This window comes from Paraburkholderia bonniea (assembly GCF_009455625.1).
GTDB lineage: Bacteria > Pseudomonadota > Gammaproteobacteria > Burkholderiales > Burkholderiaceae > Paraburkholderia > Paraburkholderia bonniea.
Window position 1 is genome coordinate 2,440,774 of the sequence record NZ_QPEQ01000001.1, and the last position, 15,116, is coordinate 2,455,889.

Sequence of the window (15,116 nt, forward strand, 5' to 3'; positions counted from 1 at the left end):
CAAGAACAAACCCATGCGCAACCTTCAACGCAGCAGGTCCACCTCAAAGCTTCAAAGCCTCTACAATTTCGCGCGACGTTGCCCGGCCCTTTAGCTGAATCGCACGGGTCCCGCACCTAAGCGCCTAAGCGCCCATCTGCTCACAGGCCCATTGGCCCTCTACCACGCCGGCCCGAACATGAAAGTCATCAGCTCGATCCACGAATTGCGCGACCAGTTGCGCGGACAAAACCGCACCGCGTTCGTCCCTACCATGGGCAACCTGCACGAAGGCCATCTGTCGTTGATGCGCCTCGCGCGCCAGCACGGCGACCCGGTCGTCGCCAGCATCTTCGTCAACCGGCTGCAGTTTGGCCCGAACGAAGATTTCGGCAAATATCCGCGCACGCTGGAAGCCGATATCGAGAAACTGCAAAAAGAAAACGTCTATGTGCTGTTCGCCCCCACTGAGGCGGATCTGTACCCCGAACCCCAGGCATACCGGGTACATCCACCGCAAGACCTGGGCGATATTCTCGAAGGCGAATTTCGCCCAGGGTTTTTTCAGGGAGTCTGCACAGTCGTAATGAAGCTGATGTCCTGCGTGCAACCACGAGTGGCCGTGTTTGGCAAAAAGGACTATCAGCAGTTGATGATCGTGCGGCAGATGTGCCACCAGTTCGCGCTGCCCACCGACATCATCGCCGCCGAAACCGTGCGTGACCCTGATGGCCTCGCGCTCAGCTCACGCAACCGCTATCTGCAGCCAGACGAACGCACCGAAGCACCGCAGCTTGCTGCCGCACTGCAACGGGTGCGCACTGCCGTGCTGGATGGCCGGCGCGACTTCGGCGCACTTGAGCGCGAAGCGCAAAGCGCGCTCAGCGCACGTGGCTGGCAGCCCGACTACATCGCCGTGCGCAAACGCTCGGATCTGCTGCCCCCCGCCGCCGATGACACCACCTCGCCGCTAGTCGTGCTCGCCGCCGCCAAAATGGGCGCAACCCGCCTGATCGACAACCTCGAGATCTGAACCAGGCGGATGCAGAACCGCTCAAGCGCCCCCCTCACCCGCCGCACAGGAAGCCACACCATGCAACGCCATCTGCTGAAATCGAAGATCCACCGCGCCGCTGTCACACATTGCGAATTGCATTACGAAGGCTCATGCGCAATCGACGAAGACTTGCTCGACGCCGCGAACATCGTCGAAAACGAACGGATCGACATCTGGAACATCAACAATGGCGAGCGCTTTTCCACCTACGCGATCAAGGGAGAACGCGGCAGCGGCATGATCTCGCTGAATGGCTCGGCAGCGCGGCGGGCACAGCTGGGCGACCTGGTCATCATCGCGGCCTTCGCCATGGTGGATGAGGCAGAGCGCCTCGCGGGCTGGAAGCCTGAGCTAGTGTTCGTCGATGAAAACAACCGGATCAAGGGCAGCCGCGACCACGTGCCAACGCAAAGCTGGTCTTGAAAGCGGCTGTGTTTTTACGCTGGGGTGCTGGGGTGCTGGGGTGCTGGGGTGCTGGGGTGCTGGGGTGCTGAGACGCCAAGGTGCCGAGACGCCGGAGTGCCTGGGCACCAGAACGCGCCCGCTTCACGGCAGCACGGCACTCCAGCAGCTGTTAGCGCTACGGCGGCTTCAAAGCTTCACATTCAAAACTTCACCTTCAACGCTGGCTGGCCCACTCGATGATCGGCTGCCACTGCTCCAGATCTTTGGCGACCCGGCCGGGTGCCACATCCCATAGCGTCAAGCCCTGCGCGGCCAGTTGCACGTAGTTTTGCGTGTCGCGCAGATAGCCCAGTACCGGCAACGCCAGCCCCTCGGCAAAGCGATGCAGTTGCTCCGCCGAGCGGGTGCGCGCATCAACCCGCATCCCTACCACCGCCACATCGACGGCACCTTTGCGCACCGCTTTTTCTTGCGCCAGCCGCTGCAAAAAAGCTTGCGTCGCCAGGATATCGAACAGCGAAGGCTGAAGCGGCACGATCACCTTGTCAGCCAACGCGAGCGCCACCGTCAGGTGAGCGCCATGCAGCCCAGCCGGCGTGTCGATGACGGATTGTTCGAAGCCGCCTGGCGGTTTCGCAGGCGCGCCGGGATCGAGCCGCCACGCTTCGATAACCGGCAACGTCGCCGGCCGAGCCTGCAACCAGTCATGAGCGGACTGCTGCTGGTCTAGGTCCGCTAGCGCGACCCACGCGCCCGACGCAGCGAAATACCCCGCCAGATTGGTCGAAAGCGTGCTTTTGCCCACGCCACCCTTTGGATTCGCCACCACGATCACCGCCATACCAGCTCCTGAAGAAGGCCGAGCTTGCCAGCCACGTTATCTGTGGAATCCATGGACTCCGGGAGTGCCCGGCATGCTGGCTGAAGCGTCGGCATGGGCATGGGCGCTGGGCAAGACTACGGCAGATCGCCGATTACTGCTCTGTTGGCCGCGTAATTTAAAAAATAGGAGAAATCTGAAAATATCACCTGATTTTTGACAAAAACAGGTGAAAACAGGCTTATCTCAATATGATCAAGGTCTTGAGTATGGAGCGTGGTGCTGTGCAAGCAGCCAGACGGCGTCCATCGGATCACCACTGCGGGCTCGCCAGAAAATCGCGTTTTAGCCGCCCGAGTCGGCACTTGCTGGAGCGACGCATTGAAACAAACCTGTCGAAAAAGCCTGGCTAATCGCGGCTTGAGCATTACGCATTTATTTTTAAGGCAGTCGCACCTGCTATTTTTTTAAAAACGCTAACTTAAACCCTCTTTCCTTCAAAAAATGCTCTGAAAATTCTTCAAGCGCCCCCCAGTTCAACCCTAACATAGAAAAAAATTTACTTTCGAACACGGGAATTTTTAAAATTTCTATTTTTTCTATTTTTGCCTTAACTAGAACTCCAAAACGCAACAACTCTGACTGCCAATCTTGACCCTCAAAAAAGCTATAAATATTATCGCAGCCATATGTGAAATTAGTTACGCGCGGAAGTGATTTTATTTGCCCCAAATCTTCGAAACCGGCGCCTTCAATTGACAAATTCTTCAAAAAGTCATTTTTTATACCAAAATCTTTTCCCACGCCTAAATATCCCAGCTCACGTGAATATAAAACACATAATGAAAGAGATTTTAGTTTAGTCATATTGTTTATAGCAGGAAGTGCTCTATAAAAATCACCTTCCTCCATGAAAACATCAAGATTCTCAATTAAACGAGAAAAATCCGAGGCGAAAAATTTATCCACTGTCTCTCGCACGCAGCATGGGGCTTGACGACCAACTCCATTTTGATCAATATAAATTTCGAAAGAAGAAAAATTGAATTTAGGCAATCGAATTGACTGAATTTTATCAGTCGGAATTTCAGATAACACATCAACAAGCATCGAGTGGTAAGCGTTTTCCCAGCGCAACCCACATCCAGTTATGTCAATATATTTCCGATCTATTTTTGGGTGCGCGCCAAGAAGAAAATTCTTTAATTCAAGCTTCAAGGCATCTTTGTCACGGAGATTTTCCCATCGAATATTTTGATATTTTTTTAAAATTCCACCAACACCTTTTCTGCATTCATTGGCTGCTGCTTCTGCTTCTTCTGCTACTTCTTTCATGTGCCCAGAGATTTTATTTCGCAACACTGCATTATTAAATATTCTTCGGTACAACTCCATATTATCTTTAATAACGCCTTTATCCAGCGAAATGACGATCTTGCTTTGTTGATCGTTTAGCGAGGCCTGCGACGCTGCCTGTTTCGTCTGGACTATAGATGCTAAACACTCCGCTTCTGCCCACCCCTCTCTCAATTCTGCCTGGATAGACTTGGGCCCGACATCGTCCCCAATACTCCTATTCTCGCCAGACTCCGCGAAGGTCACCTTGCCATTTGGGAATGCCGAGGAGGGGTCAGATTTATTGTGATTCAGACTTGGTATTTTCATTTGTTAAGTTAAGTTTTCCAACCTTCGTAACCAACGGACCATTTTTGTTCCTCGACGCTTCCGGCAAAAAAACGGAAACCGGTGCGGCTAATCATTGGGCACACGAAATGCCACTGCTGAAGCTACCGCGGACGCTAGGCAGGCAGATGTTAGGCCTGCACCTATTTCATCTCGCACACCCGCGGCATCAAATTCAGCGTTTCCGTCTCTATCAGCGGCGGAGGCACCGCCAACGTCATTGCCGATTTCACGGGCAAACGGGCGAACAAACAAACCCGCACTAGATAACACCAACTCATCCCAGGCCCGCCGTTACAATCACGCGATGCCCGCTCACGATCTCACCTTCGTGCTTGGCGGTGCGCGCTCCGGCAAGAGCGCGTACGCCGAGCAGCTTGCCCTGGCCGGCCCAGCGCACACCGTCACTTACATTGCCACTGCCCGTATCGCGGATGACGAGTTCGCCGCGCGCGTCGCTCATCATCAAGCGCGGCGTCCACCGCACTGGCTGCTGCGTGAAACCCCGCTCGAGCTCGCCAGCGCACTGGCGGCAGCCGATGGGCCCGGCCACTGTGTGCTGATCGACTGTCTGACGCTATGGCTGGCGAATTTTCTCTGTCCACCGGAGCACGCCGCAGCCGATGCCAGCGCTGACTATCCAGCACAGCTCGTCGCCTTTGAAACCGCACTCCTCCACGCCACCGGCCAAATCATCGTGGTCAGCAATGAGATCGGTCTGGGCGTCGTGCCAACCGGTGCGCTCACGCGCCAGTATGTTGATGAACTGGGCCGCCTCAACCAGCGCATCGCCGCATTGAGCCCCCGGGTCACGCTGATGGTTGCGGGCTTGCCACTCACGCTGAAAACCACCCCAGCCGCCACTGATGCCTAGCCTAGCAACCACGCATCCGCCCCTCTGCCGCACCAGCACAACGCACGCGACGCGCCCGACGCGCCCCGGCCGCCTCACACACTGGCTCATGCTCGTGACGGCATGTGTCGTCGGCTTCGCTCCCCTCACTAGCCGCGCAGAAACAGCATCCACCGGAAACCTCATACGTCCACGTCCAGCCAGCGCCGCGCTGCACGTGAGCGACGACTCCGGTGCCAGCGTGACGCTGGCTGCGCCCGCGCGACGCGTCATCAGCCTCGCGCCTCACGCCACTGAGTTGCTGTACGCCGCGGGCGGCGGTGCGCAACTGGTCGGCGCGGTCGCCTACAGCGACTACCCCGCAGCCGCCCAGCGCTTGCCCCGGGTTGGCGATAACAACGCCTTCGATCTCGAACGCATCATCGCGTTGCGGCCGGATTTGCTGGTGGTCTGGGGGCATGGCACCGCCTCGCCGTCAATCGAGCGCTTGCGTGCGTTGCACATTCCACTGTTTTTCAGCGAACCACGGCAGCTTGATGACGTCGCCCGCACGCTGGAAAAATTCGGCCAGTTGCTCGGCACCCAGGCTACGGCAAATGCTGCGGCTCAACGTTACCGGGCGCAAATCGCGCAACTGCGGACGCGTTATGCCGGCCGGCCGCTGGTCAGCGTTTTCTATCAGGTATGGGATCAGCCGTTGATGACGCTCAACGGCCAGAACATGGTGAATGACGTGATGAACTTATGTGGCGGACGCAATGTATTCGCGCAACTCCCTGTCCAGGTGCCGACGATTTCAACCGAAGCCGTGCTGGCCGCCAACCCTGAAATCATCGTGACCGCCGCGCCTGGGGCAAGCCCTTCGGGTCCGCTTGCACCAGCGCTGGAACGCTGGCAGGCGTGGCCTAGAATGACCGCCGTGGCACGGCACAACCTGTTCACGCTGGACGGCGATTTAATCAGCCGTCCAGCACCACGTATCGCGCAAGGGGCTGCGCAACTGTGCGCAGCCATCGAAGTCGCGCGGACCCGGCGGGCTACTTCGCCGCGCTAAGCTGTGCCAAACAGGGGGTTGGTTGGTTCGCTAGTCCGCTAGTCCGCTAGTCCGCTAGTCTCGCTGATCCACTAATCCCGTAAGCCACACCAAGCCAACCGCATACACGACGCTAGCGCCAGCCGCTCCAAGCCGTCCGCGCGAATAGCGCAAATGGCAAATAACACAAGCCAGCCGCGCATAACCAACTACCAGCCACCCAACCCCACCCAACACCATCCCTCAGCCATTCCAGCGCACCAGCGAGCCATCCCCCGTAGCCTCATCCCAGCGCAACCAGACCACGCTGCCCATCTCCAGCGACCACGACAGGCACCGTTCAAGCGGCAGCGCCAGCACTTGCGCGGCTACCGCGCGCATCACCCCCGCATGCGTCACGACATGCACTGGCGCGACCTTTCGTTGAGCCTCTTGCAATGGCTGGCGCAACGCCTCCAGCCACTGTGCTACCCGCGCAGCAAACTGCGCCACACTTTCGCCGCCATGCGGACAAGCCGTCATGAAATCAACAGCCCATGCGTCCAGTTCGGACCGGGCGATAGCGTCCCAGCGCTGCCCCTCCCAGACACCGAAATGCATTTCGCGCAAACGCTCATCGGCCTGCCACGCGCAACCCCACTGCTGCGCCAGCCATGCCGCAACCGTGGCGCAACGCGTCAGCGGGCTCGACAACAGCCGCTGCACTGCCGGCACGCCAAGCTGCTCTAGCCGCTGCGCCAGCGCGTGAGCACCAGATTCGGCTGACATGGCCAGCGGCACCTCGGTGCCGCCATAGCACACGCCAGCCTCAACCGAGAGCGGCGGATGCCGCATCAAGATGAGATCCACGCCAGCCCCACCAGATAAATCGCCAGCTCGAACACCTGCTGCGCCATGCCCAGACAGTCGCCGGTATACCCGCCCAGCCGCCGCACGAAATAACGCCCTAGCCCGATGCGCAATAGCAGCAGCACCAGCAACGCGACGAGTCCCATGCGCCAGTCAGGCCAAAGCAGCCACAACCCGCCCGTGCTGCCCGCCCACGCCATCGCGCGCCACGACAGACGCTGCGCCACCGGCTTGGCCCGCCCCTCGGGACGGACGTAATCCAGCGTCAGCAAATAGCTGATCGCCCCCATCCGGCTCGCGGCGTGCGCGCCAATCATCAGCCACGCGGCACGCGCAGGCGGCAGCGCCGCTAGCACCTGCCACTTCAATCCCAGCACCACTAGCAACGCTAGCGCCCCAAACGCGCCAATGCGCGAGTCGTGCATGATGCGCAACGTGTCATCACGGGTATACGCCCCACCGAACGCATCGACGCTATCCGCCAGGCCATCTTCATGAAACGCGCCGGTCACCAGCAAGGTCGCGGCCAGTGACAGCAGCACCGCCACGTTCGCCGGCCACAGCCGCAGCGCCCCCAGATAGACCACCGCGCCCAGCGCCCCAACCAGCGCGCCCACGAGCGGAAAATACCGCGCCGATGCATTCAGGTAATACGCCTCATACCCCACCCAGCGCGGCACCGGAATCCGCGTGAAATACCCCATCGCGCTCAACAGGTAACGCAGCTCCATCAGCAACGGCCGTAGCCACCGTAATAACAACCGCAACCGCATCTGCCCTCGTCTGCGCCACGTGCCGCGCAGCTCTTCATCTCCACGCATCGGTTTGCACCTCCCGGCCCGCGACACCCGCCGAGGCAAAACTTGCCATCTCGTTGAGCATCGCCAGTGCGGCGCGCAGCAGCGGTACCGCCAGCACTGCCCCGGTGCCTTCCCCTAGCCGCAGATCCAGCGTCAGCAACGGCTGCGCGCCGAAGTAATCGAGCATGCGCCGGTGCCCCGCTTCATTTGACGCATGCGCGAACACACAGTACTCACGCACGGCAGGTGCCAGCGCATCGGCCACCAACAGCGCCGCGCCCGCGATAAAGCCATCGACCAGAATCGTCATACCTGCCTCAGCCGCCGCAAGATACGCGCCAACCATCATCGCTATTTCAAAGCCACCGAAGGTCTCAAGCGCATCGAAGGCTTCCAGCGGGCCTGGTGCCTGCGATGCTTCTGGTGACTCAAGCGAGCCCGCGTCAGCCGCATGCAACGCCAGCGCGGCCGCCAGCACATTGCGCTTTTTTGCTAGCCCCGCGTTATCGAGCCCGGTGCCCCGGCCCACGCATTCGTCAATCGACACGCCGCACAAACGGCTCATCAGACACGCTGCCGCCGATGTATTCGCAATCCCCATCTCCCCTAGGCCGATCACATTCGTGCCCAGCGCGGCGTGATGCCGAACCCGTGCCGCACCGGCTGCCAGCGCCGCCAGCGCCTGGTCGCGTGTCATCGCCCGCTCATGGGCGAAGTTGCGCGTGCCAGGTGCCAGCGGGATATTGATCAGCCCTTCTGCCGCCGCAAGCGGCGTGGCGACTCCCGCATTCACGACTTCGAGCAGCACGTCATTGACCCGGCTCAGCACATTGATCGCCGCGCCTCCGGAGAGAAAATTCGCCACCATTTGCGCGGTTACGGCCTGGGGATACGAGCTCACGTCCTCGCTGGCAATGCCGTGATCGCCCGCGAACACGATCATCAGCGGCCGCACGATGACCGGCTGAAGACTGCGCTGAATCAGGCCCATCTGGCGCGCGAGAGTTTCCAGCCGTCCGAGGCTGCCCGGCGGCTTGGTCTTGTTATCAATCCGGTGTTGCAGCTCGGCACGCAAGCTCTGGTCCAGCGGCTCGACAAGGGGCAGAGCGGAGGAAAAATTCATGGCAGTCCGGAGGAAAAGAAGAAATCGGCGCAGTAGCAATTCATGCGCGGCGAGCAAAGTGATATCGGCTTAGCACTGCGGTATGGCGGGTATGGCTAGTGGCGGTGGTGACGCGTGGTTCATGGGTCTTCGTCGTTTTATGGGTTTTATGGGTTTTATGGGATTCGTACGCTTTACGAACCTCATACGCCTCATACGCCTCACGAGCCTCATGGGCTTCATGCGCCTTACCGGCTTCATGGACTTCTAAGCCTCACGAACTTCAGTTCCTTACCAACCTATGCGGACCTATGAGAGCCTATGCGCCCCATGAGCTTTATGCGCCTTACAAGCTTCATACGCCTCACGCCCCCTCACAAAGCCTCACCCAACTGGCACCCCGCCACCCCCAGCACGCAAAACCGGCACCAGCGCCTCATGACCGCCTTCGCGGATCAGCACCAGCGGATAACCGAAGGCGCGGCTGGCCCGCTCGGGAGTCAGCACCTGCTGCACTCGCCCAGCATGGGCCGTGCCCACGCCATCGAGCAGCACTGCATGAGTGGCAAAACGGCGCGCAAGGTTCAGGTCATGGCACGAAAACATGACGCTTCGTCCCGCTTCACGGACCCATCCGCACAGCGCCTCAAGGCAAGCGATCTGGTGATGCAAGTCGAGATGCGCCAGCGGTTCGTCCAGCAGCAGCAACGGCGCGCCCTGGCACAGCACCCCTGCGAGTGCGGCCCGCTGCCGCTCACCGCCAGACAGTGAACACACATCGCGCGCGGCCAGCTCCGTCAACCCGAGCGTGGCCAGCGCCGCGTGCGCCGCCTGATGGTCGGCGGGCTGCTCCCAGCCCCAGCCCGCCAGATGCGGAAAGCGGTTGAGCAACACGCTCTCCAGCACGCTCATGCTGAACGCATCGTGCGCACTTTGCGGCATCAGCGCGCGCCGCCGGGCCAGCGCTGCCGCAGGCCAGCGCGCCAGCGCCACACGATCCAGTTCGAGCTGACCTGCCGCCGGTGCCAGCAAACCAGCCAGGGTTGCCAGCAGCGTTGTCTTGCCCGCACCATTCGGACCCGCGATGCACCAGATCTGCCCCGCCTCAAAGGTTTGGCTAAAGCGCTCAAGCAACGTGCGTTCACCCGCGCGCAGTGTCAGATCCCGTACCTCCAGCGCCGCAGTCGCCGCCAATCCCGCCAGCGGTGCAGCAGGCGACGCCGTAGATGACGCAACAGACGACGCAGTTGATGCCACAGCAAACCAGCCAGAAAGAAATGTCATCCGTGCCGCCTGCGTAACAGCATCCAGAGAAACAGCGGCACCCCAGCCAGCGCGGTAATCACGCCCACCGGCAATTGCGCGGGAGCGATGAGTGTGCGCGCCACCAGGTCAGCCGCCATCACCACCATGCCCCCGCCCAGGGCCGCCGCAGGCAGCAACATCCGCTGGTCATTGCCTAACAGCAGCCGCAGCAGATGCGGCACCACCAGCCCGACAAAGCCAATCGTGCCGCCCGTCGTCACCGCAGCCGCGGCCGCCAGCGACGCCACCAGATAAACCCGCAAACGCAAACGCCTGACCGGAACCCCAAGCGCCTGGGCGGCAAAATCACCGCGCAGCAGCACATTCAACTGCGCGGCAACCGGCACGATCAGCACCAGCGCTGCCAGCAATGCAGCCAGCGCTACCCAGGGAGTGCCGCCGGTGTTCAGGTCACCCGTCAGCCAGAACAACATGCCGCGCAAACGGCTGTCCGGCGCGAGAGTCAGCAGCAAGGTAATCAACGCGCCCCAGCCTGCCGCCACCACCACCCCCGTCAGCAAAAGACGCGGCGAAGCCTCTTGCGCCTCACCTCGCCATAACGCACGGCGAGCCAGCCCGAGCACCAGCACAATCGACACCAGCGCACCGGCAAACGCACTGAGATTCACCAGCCACCACGCCGCGCCGCCCATCATCGCCAGCAGCGCGAAACTCGCCGCGCCACCCGAAACCCCCAGCACATACGGCTCGGCCAGCGGATTACGCAACAGCACTTGCAGCAGCGCCCCCGCCAGCGCCAACAGCGCGCCGCAGCCAAAACCCGCCAGCGCACGCGGCAAACGCAGCGTCAGGATGATGTCGCGCGCCAGATCACCTTGCTGCCCCTCCGGCCCGGCGACCGACAGCAGCACCGCCAGCATCCTCCCAGGTGCCAACCCCACACTCCCTACCACCAGCGACACCAGCAGCACCCCACCCGCCAGCGCGCCAAGCGCGCACCAGACCCAGCGCGCCCGCTGCGCGTTCATGCCACGTGCCAGTACGGTTCGGGGCTCAGACATACGGCTTCAGCCCATCGCGCGGCTGATACGCATCGCAGCCGCAAGACGCACGCTTGCCACGCTTGTTACACCTGCCACGCCTGTCATTGCTGCTGCCAGCCCAGCGTGAAGTACGCGCCACGCCCTGGCGTGTTGTACGTGTAAGCCAGTTCATAGTCTTTATTGAAGAGGTTCTGGATTTGCGCGGCAACGTACCACGCCTTCGTGAAGTTGTAGCGCGCCGACAGGTTCACGATGCCGTAGCCGCTCAGCGCATTCCCGCTGTCGTTCCGCTCGCCGCTGAGCAGCCACTCGCCCCCCACTCGCCAGCCTGAAATCGACCGGTTAGCCGACAGCGAAGCGAAATGCCGGGCCCGTCGATTCAGATCCATGTGCGTGTCTTCATCGACCGGGTTCTGGAACGTCAATGCCGCGCGCACATCGGTCTTACCCAAACGCCCACTCCATGCACCTTCAAGACCCTGCACCTTGGCCCGGCCAATGTTTTGTGCGACAAACACGCCCGGGCTGGTCTGAGCGTAATCAATCAGATTCGAATAGCGCGTCTGAAACGCCGTGAGCCGTACCACCCCTACTGCATCCGACGTGTATTGCACGCCCGCCTCGACCGAATGGCTGCGCTCAGGCTGAAGCAGCGCATTGCCGCTATAGGGGAAATACAGATCGTTGAAACTCGGCGCGCGAAACGCATTCGACCAGCTCGCTGTGACCTTCCAGTTTTCATTGAAATCGTAGCCATAGCCCAGGTAGTAGCTATTGGCACCGCCAAAATCGGAATACTGGTCACGCCGCAGATTCGCCTGAAACTGGCTACCGCCAAAGCGCCCGGTATAGCCGATAAAGCCTGAATTGACATGCCGGTCTGGCGCGCTGTACTGGTTCGATTCAAGGCTCTGGTCAAGACGCTCGTAACCCACCTGAATTTTTTGCTGCGGCGCCAGCACAAAATCGTTTTGCCACGTGTATTGATGGTTATTGGTGTTGTACTGCCAGCTATAAACATCGTTGAGTGCATTCTGACTGCGGTCATTACCTGCCGCGACAACGAAATGCGTGCTCCACCAGTCGGTCAGCCGCCCATTGGCAAACGCCGACATCTGCTGCACCTTGCTATAGATATTGTTCAGATCCCCTGGCATGCCGAATGGATTGTCATAGCTGTCGTTGCCATTCGACTGAAAATACCGCAGCCCTGCGTCCCACTGGTCATTGAACTTATGCTTGAGCATCGCCGTCATGCTTTCGTTCAAGTAACCGTTCGCGTTGGGATTGGCGTTGGGTGCCAGCGCCGGATTGATCGACGAAAACCCATCGTCCTTAGCCCGTGCCAACGACAGACTAAACGTGGTTTTGCCCTCGCTATCCAGCGCCCCGCTCACCCCCGCTTGCTGACGCTGCGTGTGATAGCTGCCGTACTCCAGCGCGAAATTAAACCGCGGCGGATGATTCCCGCCATCTTTGGTGAACACCTGCACCACACCGCCAATCGCCCCTGAGCCATACAACGCCGACACGTTGCCATTGACTACCTCGACACGATCAACCTGATCGAGCGGAATCTGCGCCAGTTGCGCTCCCCCCAAGCTCACCGAATCAACCCGGACACCATCAATCAGCACCAGCGACTGAGTTGACGAAGCACCGCGCAAAAACAGGCTCGCAGGCGCACCCGGACCGCCATTGCGCACGATTTGCGCTCCAGGAGCAAGTTCGAGCAGACCGGGCAAATCACGTGCGCTCGTATCGGCAATCGCCTGACGGTCGAACAGCGTGGTTTGCGGAATAGCTTCGGCCAGACGCTGCGGCGCGCGTCCGGCAGTCACCACAATCGGCGCAAGCGACTCGGTCTCCGGCACCACTGGCCGCGCACTCGCCACGGCAGTTGCCGAGGTCGAGGTCGATGCCGCATCAGGGATAACGGGAACAGCGGTGGGAACAACAGCGGGAACAACGTCAGCGGCTTGAGCCAGCGCGGCGAGTGGCAAGCAGGCGAACGAGCACAGCATCGCGCGGGCGATGGAGGTGGACATCAGATGGTTTCCTGTGGATAGCATGCGCGGCCTGCTCCCCGCAGGCCATTGCGTAACAAAGGGCGCAGCCGGAAGCGCGCGGGCCATGCAGGCCATATGCGGCAACCTCAACACACCCTCTCACTCTGGCCGGTATCCGGGCTGGCGACTGATCGACCCACCTTCCCGCGCAGCATGCTGCCTGCACAGTGGCGCACTCGCGCGTCCAGAAACAGGACACGCGTATCAGGTCAATCTGCATCGAAATGCGGTCGCTTACCGTTGCGGGGGCAGCGCAGGTTGGCTCGTCCGGGCGGACTTCGCTCCCTGCTTCCCGTTTAACTGCGCACGCTATGGAAAAGCCTGCGCGGGCACCAAAAGTGCCGCAAGTGTAGGAGCGCTCATGAAACCCGTCAAGAAAGGCCAGAATCGCAGCCAAAATGGCCTCATCAAGGGCGATTTCACCGCTAACGTGCGTCGCTGATTGCGTTTTGTTACGTCTCGAAACCAGACTCTTTAAGACCCTTCTGTATTCCGCGCTAAAATGCGCCGTCTATAGAGGACGCAGCAGATGCTCACCGAACTCGAAACACTTTCCCAGAATATTGGCCGGCTGATCTCGATCAGCCGGCAGCACCATGAAGCGCGCGTCGCCCTCGAAGCCCAGCTTGCCCACAAGCAGGCCGAATGCGTCGCCGCACGAGCCGAACTCGAGCAGATCAGGGCCGAACGCGACACCTTGCAGGCTGAACGCGACACGCTGTCAGCGAAAATCGACGATGCCCAGGTCCGGCTCAACGCCATCCTTGAAAAACTGCCTCACAGCAAAAACACCTCCGGCACCGACCATCAGCTGGATCTGCTCGCCCCATCCCAGCAGAAAAACCAGCCCGATGATTCCGCCAGCAACCCCCGTTCCGGAGCGCAGTCATGACCACCAAGCAGATCGAAGTCTCCATTCTCGACCAGCCCTACCGCCTCGCCTGCTCCCCCGAAACCGAAGCGGCGCTGCTGGAAGCCGTGGCGCGAGTTGACGCGGAAATGACGAAAATCCGCAGTCACAGCACAGTGCGTGGCACCGACCGTGTGGCCGTGATGGCAGCGCTCTCACTGGCCTCGGAATTAATCCGGCTGCAAGCCAGCGTGCGTCACGGAGAATCTTTTCCCGCCGAAGAAATCCGGCGTACAATGCAGCAGATGAACGAACAGCTCGGCACAGTTATTGAGCAGTACCGGGCGCAGTAAATAAAAACAACGCAGCAAACAAGTCCTGTTTTTCTGCGTTGTGTTGTTTTATCAGGCTGGCTGAATTTAGCCAGCTTGTTTAGTTAGCTTCCCTGCCTGGTTCGCCAAGGTCATATATTCCTTGAACCAATGCCTTGTGCACGGTTGTGGAAATTTGTAGCACTGGTGTGCGCGTCACTCTGTCTGATGTACCCGAAGTGTTACTAACTGCGACCAATTCTGAACCCTGGTTCAGGATGCCGGCCTAGCGGCTATGGCGGGGACTTAATTCCAGCGGCACCGGGCATTCCCCGGTGCCGCTTTTTTTCGGCAGCACCTCACCCACGCCCGGCCACACCACCGGCCGTTTGCCAACTCAACGTTCACTCCGACTCATGCGCTACTGGCTAATGAAGTCCGAACCGGACGAAGCAAGCATCGACCATCTCGCACAAGCGCCTCAGCAAACGCTGCCCTGGACTGGCGTGCGCAACTATCAGGCGCGCAATTTCATGCGCGACACCATGAAAATCGGCGACGGCGTGCTGTTCTATCACTCCAGTTGCCCCGCGCCGGGTATCGCCGGGCTCGCGGAAGTCGCATCAACGGCCTATCCCGACCCCACCCAGTTCGATCCGCAAAGCCCTTACTTCGATCCCAAAGCAACCCAGCAAACGCCGCGCTGGCAACTGGTCGATGTCGTGTTTAAACAAAAAATCACCCTGATCCCGCTGGCCACGCTGCGCGAACATCCCGCGCTCGCACACATGCAAGTGCTAGCCAAAGGCAACCGGCTGTCGATCACACCGGTCACGGCCACCGAATGGCGCTTCATTACCGGACAACTTGTCTCTCCCGCTTGATGCGTCCCAGGGCAGGAGCTGAAACGGCCCCAATGCAAAGCGCCAGCCACGCCATCAGGTACCATATGCGCCGCTCCGGTGTCGCATGGCACGGACAGCGCATGGCACGGAT

General features: G+C 60.2%; 15 protein-coding genes, 1 other RNA gene and 1 riboswitch. Of the genes, 8 read left to right on the plus strand and 8 right to left on the minus strand.

Going from position 1 to position 15,116, the window contains the following annotated elements:
* Positions 1–178: 178 nt before the first annotated feature.
* Together panC and panD are read left to right on the plus strand one after the other, a co-directional pair.
* Complete coding sequence (gene panC / locus GH656_RS10755) at positions 179–1,012, plus strand: pantoate--beta-alanine ligase (RefSeq protein WP_153075872.1); 834 nt, start codon at positions 179–181, stop codon at positions 1,010–1,012.
* A gap of 60 nt (positions 1,013–1,072) precedes the next feature.
* Positions 1,073–1,459, plus strand: coding sequence for an aspartate 1-decarboxylase (gene panD / locus GH656_RS10760; protein ID WP_153075873.1), 387 nt, complete (start codon positions 1,073–1,075; stop codon positions 1,457–1,459).
* A 196-nt stretch (positions 1,460–1,655) separates the two neighbouring features.
* On the opposite strand, the gene GH656_RS10765 is transcribed toward panD, so the two are convergent.
* Together GH656_RS10765 and GH656_RS10770 are read right to left on the minus strand one after the other, a co-directional pair.
* The gene (locus GH656_RS10765; protein ID WP_153075874.1) at positions 1,656–2,282 is read right to left on the minus strand and encodes a ParA family protein; all 627 of its coding nucleotides are present in this window, start codon (positions 2,280–2,282) and stop codon (positions 1,656–1,658) included.
* Positions 2,283–2,720: 438 nt separating this feature from the next.
* Positions 2,721–3,926 (minus strand): hypothetical protein, encoded by a 1,206-nt coding sequence (locus tag GH656_RS10770; RefSeq protein ID WP_153075875.1) that lies wholly within the window; start codon positions 3,924–3,926, stop codon positions 2,721–2,723.
* Positions 3,927–4,251: 325 nt separating this feature from the next.
* Between GH656_RS10770 and cobU the strand changes: the two genes are divergently transcribed.
* Positions 4,252–4,818: a bifunctional adenosylcobinamide kinase/adenosylcobinamide-phosphate guanylyltransferase gene (gene cobU, locus GH656_RS10775; protein WP_153075876.1), complete on the plus strand. Its 567-nt coding sequence runs from the start codon at positions 4,252–4,254 to the stop codon at positions 4,816–4,818.
* A gap of 88 nt (positions 4,819–4,906) precedes the next feature.
* Complete coding sequence (locus GH656_RS10780) at positions 4,907–5,851, plus strand: cobalamin-binding protein (RefSeq protein ID WP_153076644.1); 945 nt, start codon at positions 4,907–4,909, stop codon at positions 5,849–5,851.
* A gap of 222 nt (positions 5,852–6,073) precedes the next feature.
* Here GH656_RS10780 and cobC read toward each other — a convergent pair whose 3' ends face one another.
* The 6 genes from cobC to GH656_RS10810 all read right to left on the minus strand — a co-directional run bounded on the left by cobC (position 6,074) and on the right by GH656_RS10810 (position 12,938).
* Positions 6,074–6,679 carry an alpha-ribazole phosphatase gene (gene cobC / locus GH656_RS10785; protein WP_153075877.1) on the minus strand — a complete coding sequence of 202 codons (606 nt, stop codon included), beginning with the start codon at positions 6,677–6,679 and terminating at the stop codon, positions 6,074–6,076.
* Positions 6,664–7,452: an adenosylcobinamide-GDP ribazoletransferase gene (locus GH656_RS10790; RefSeq protein WP_174769786.1), complete on the minus strand. Its 789-nt coding sequence runs from the start codon at positions 7,450–7,452 to the stop codon at positions 6,664–6,666. Before GH656_RS10790 ends, cobC begins: the two co-directional genes overlap by 16 nt.
* A gap of 34 nt (positions 7,453–7,486) precedes the next feature.
* Positions 7,487–8,602 carry a nicotinate-nucleotide--dimethylbenzimidazole phosphoribosyltransferase gene (gene cobT / locus GH656_RS10795; RefSeq protein ID WP_153075878.1) on the minus strand — a complete coding sequence of 372 codons (1,116 nt, stop codon included), beginning with the start codon at positions 8,600–8,602 and terminating at the stop codon, positions 7,487–7,489.
* Positions 8,603–8,965: 363 nt separating this feature from the next.
* Positions 8,966–9,865 carry an ABC transporter ATP-binding protein gene (locus GH656_RS10800; protein WP_153075879.1) on the minus strand — a complete coding sequence of 300 codons (900 nt, stop codon included), beginning with the start codon at positions 9,863–9,865 and terminating at the stop codon, positions 8,966–8,968.
* The gene (locus tag GH656_RS10805) at positions 9,862–10,908 is read right to left on the minus strand and encodes a FecCD family ABC transporter permease (protein ID WP_153075880.1); all 1,047 of its coding nucleotides are present in this window, start codon (positions 10,906–10,908) and stop codon (positions 9,862–9,864) included. The genes GH656_RS10800 and GH656_RS10805 overlap by 4 nt, the downstream gene beginning before the upstream one ends.
* Positions 10,909–10,991: 83 nt before the next feature.
* Positions 10,992–12,938 carry a TonB-dependent receptor plug domain-containing protein gene (locus GH656_RS10810; protein WP_153075881.1) on the minus strand — a complete coding sequence of 649 codons (1,947 nt, stop codon included), beginning with the start codon at positions 12,936–12,938 and terminating at the stop codon, positions 10,992–10,994.
* 110 nt (positions 12,939–13,048) lie between these two features.
* Positions 13,049–13,311: riboswitch (cobalamin riboswitch) on the minus strand.
* 177 nt (positions 13,312–13,488) lie between these two features.
* Here GH656_RS10810 and GH656_RS10815 point away from each other — a divergent pair.
* From GH656_RS10815 to GH656_RS10830, 4 genes are all read left to right on the plus strand, one after another.
* Positions 13,489–13,851, plus strand: a complete 363-nt coding sequence (locus GH656_RS10815) for a DNA topoisomerase IV subunit A family protein (RefSeq protein ID WP_153075882.1) — start codon at positions 13,489–13,491, stop codon at positions 13,849–13,851.
* Positions 13,848–14,162 carry a cell division protein ZapA gene (locus GH656_RS10820; RefSeq protein ID WP_153075883.1) on the plus strand — a complete coding sequence of 105 codons (315 nt, stop codon included), beginning with the start codon at positions 13,848–13,850 and terminating at the stop codon, positions 14,160–14,162. The genes GH656_RS10815 and GH656_RS10820 overlap by 4 nt, the downstream gene beginning before the upstream one ends.
* Positions 14,163–14,248: 86 nt before the next feature.
* A non-coding RNA gene (ssrS, locus tag GH656_RS10825) (6S RNA) lies at positions 14,249–14,429 on the plus strand.
* Positions 14,430–14,536: 107 nt separating this feature from the next.
* Positions 14,537–15,004 (plus strand): EVE domain-containing protein, encoded by a 468-nt coding sequence (locus tag GH656_RS10830; protein ID WP_153076646.1) that lies wholly within the window; start codon positions 14,537–14,539, stop codon positions 15,002–15,004.
* Positions 15,005–15,116 lie beyond the last annotated feature (112 nt).